Source organism: Xanthomonas sp. NCPPB 1067 (assembly GCF_020783795.1).
Classification (GTDB): Bacteria; Pseudomonadota; Gammaproteobacteria; order Xanthomonadales; family Xanthomonadaceae; genus Xanthomonas; species Xanthomonas melonis.
The window spans coordinates 1-2,184 of the sequence record NZ_JAJGQG010000063.1 but is presented as its reverse complement, the minus strand read 5'-3'; the positions used below and the strand labels follow the sequence as shown (position 1 = coordinate 2,184).

The window sequence follows — 2,184 nt, the reverse complement described above, 5'->3', positions numbered from 1 at the left end:
AATCCAAGCAACCCAACGAGTCCGCCATGTCGGCGTGACTCAAACCAAGGAGTCTCCGGGAAAGCCGGGGCGGTTCAACCAGTCAGCAACGAGCGTGCCCCGGATCAACAACGCTTAAGGGGCTTGGCTGCATTGCAGTGCGGGCGGCAGCGTCAATGCAATGAAGCTAAGCCAACGTTTCTGATGCACAGGCGCGGGCTACACGAAGTGTCTTGGGATTTTTGGAGGGAGTCTACAAATGCACGCATCGCTTGAAGGCCATCAGCGAACTCAATCATGCTCAGCAACCACTGCCGGCAAGGACGACATGCGTCGTACCCTCGTCATGCTTTTTGCAGCAATTGCTATCGTGTCTCTTGGCGGGTGTGTCACCAAGCCTTATGCAACACCCAATCTCGTTGAAGGCCCTGTGGGTCTCGGAGAGACAGCAGCAGTTGATGGTCCCAAGGTGCGTCCCGACCAAGTGATTGAGGACAGCCGTTGCCCAGCTGACGTTCAATGCATCCAAGCTGGGCGGTTGATCGTCAGGGCGACCGTGATCGGCGGCGGCTAGTCCAAGCAGATTGATCTCACGCTTGGCGTTCCGGTGCCTGTCGCCGATGGCATGTTAACGCTGGTAGACGCCACACCCGTGCCCATCAACGGAGACATCGCTATATCATCCACCACACGTTTCAGCTTCACGTTTCGGGGCGGTCGTTAGCCAAGCGTATTCAACCTTTTAGCGCCCTGGCCGTTCTCACTTTTAGCTTGGTTCGTCAGTGTTAGTGAGCCCATGCCAAGCCAAGATTTCGTCGATCCGCCGCGATACGAATTGAGCATCTTGAGCAGTGAGAGCCTTTTCCGCAATGACCTGGGCCATGCCTGTGAACGCTCGCAAGAAGTGGCAACGGTCGGGGCTCGACGCCCTCAGCGCTGGCACTGCGTCGTCCAAGTGATCAAGGTGGATGCGTAACTCAGCTCTGTCCATAGCCTAAAGTATCGGCAGCGCTGTCGCAGCGTCTGAGACCGAGGACCTCGCGGAAGCTGTATTAGTGCAGGCAAGACGCTGCTCAAACACAGCGTGGAATGAGCAACGTCGATTCAATCCCTGGCTGAGTTTGCTTGCGCCTGGCCAAACTCGTAAACGATGGTATGAAGTCCATCGCAGTGTCAGGCAGCTCTAAGCCCATCGCCGTCCTATCCGATTCAACCAGTAGGTATACGCTCAAACAGTGTGGTATCGCCTTGCCCCTTCAATAGCAGCGAAAGCTCGGCACTACCATCCGGGCGGATCTGTGGGCTGGCTTGGCCATCGCTAAGTTGTCGGCAATATCCTCTATCGTTGGCTGAAATCCAGGCGATCAAAGCACCCGCATTGCGTCCGGCGTAGCGTAATTCCACTTGGCAGTCCCTAGGAGCTCCGTAGCGGAGGCGACCGAGCACATCTCCCGGCCGGACTGAGGTTGCCACGATCTCTAATTGTGCGGATATCAGCCCCGCACCGCGCCAGCGTCCAGCTTCGGCCAGTCCTGTGCCCACGGGATTAAAGGCAATGACCACTGGCCCCTCTCGCCCCTGCAAGGTAAGTTGTACTCCTGCTGTCGACTCCCCGTAATTCACTGCCAGCTAAAACTAGAGGTCTGCGGTTGATGTTGATCACGGAACTCGACAGGCGTTAGTCCGCCCAGGCTGTCATGCGGGATCTGTTGGTTGTAGTCGGCGAGCCACTGTTCGGTCTGTTCGCGGACCTCGCTTAGCGTGCGGAAAATGTGCATGTCCAATACGCCACGCCGATAACTGCCGTTGAAGCGTTCGATAAAACCGTTCTGCATCGGACGCCCCGGTTCAATGAAGTCCAAGGCGATGCCCTTACGCTCGGCCCACTCGGACAAGGCCAGCGCGACAAATTCCGGCCCGTTGTCCAAACGCAGCTTGTTCGGATAGCCGCGCCAGGCCGCGATGCGTTCCAACGTGCGGATGACGCGGGCGGCCGGAAGATTCAAGTCCACTTCGATCGCCAAGGCTTCCCGACTGAAATCGTCGATGACATTGAACGTGCGAAAACGCCGACCGTCACATAACGCATCGGACATGAAGTCGATCGACCATCCAGCATTGGGTCGATCGACGTCCCCCCGTCCTGAGTAGCAGTCGGGTTTAGAGTCCGGGGTTGATGATATCGCTGTTGGCAAGTTGTTGTGC

General features: G+C 57.2%; 2 protein-coding genes and 2 pseudogenes. 1 reads left to right on the top strand and 3 read right to left on the bottom strand.

Annotated elements, in window-relative coordinates; all coding sequences use genetic code 11:
* Positions 1 to 307: 307 nt before the first annotated feature.
* A pseudogene (locus tag LL962_RS20775) lies at positions 308 to 703 on the top strand (hypothetical protein).
* Between the two features lie 42 nt (positions 704 to 745).
* On the opposite strand, the gene LL962_RS21015 reads toward LL962_RS20775, so the two are convergent.
* From LL962_RS21015 to LL962_RS20765, 3 genes and pseudogenes are all read right to left on the bottom strand, one after another.
* Positions 746 to 970: a hypothetical protein gene (locus LL962_RS21015; protein ID WP_343237496.1), complete on the bottom strand. Its 225-nt coding sequence runs from the start codon at positions 968 to 970 to the stop codon at positions 746 to 748.
* Between the two features lie 218 nt (positions 971 to 1,188).
* Positions 1,189 to 1,578: pseudogene (locus LL962_RS20770) on the bottom strand (hypothetical protein); the annotation flags it as partial.
* A 20-nt stretch (positions 1,579 to 1,598) separates the two neighbouring features.
* On the bottom strand, positions 1,599 to 2,184 hold a 586-nt coding region (locus LL962_RS20765), incomplete at its 5' end, for an integrase core domain-containing protein (RefSeq protein ID WP_228318279.1).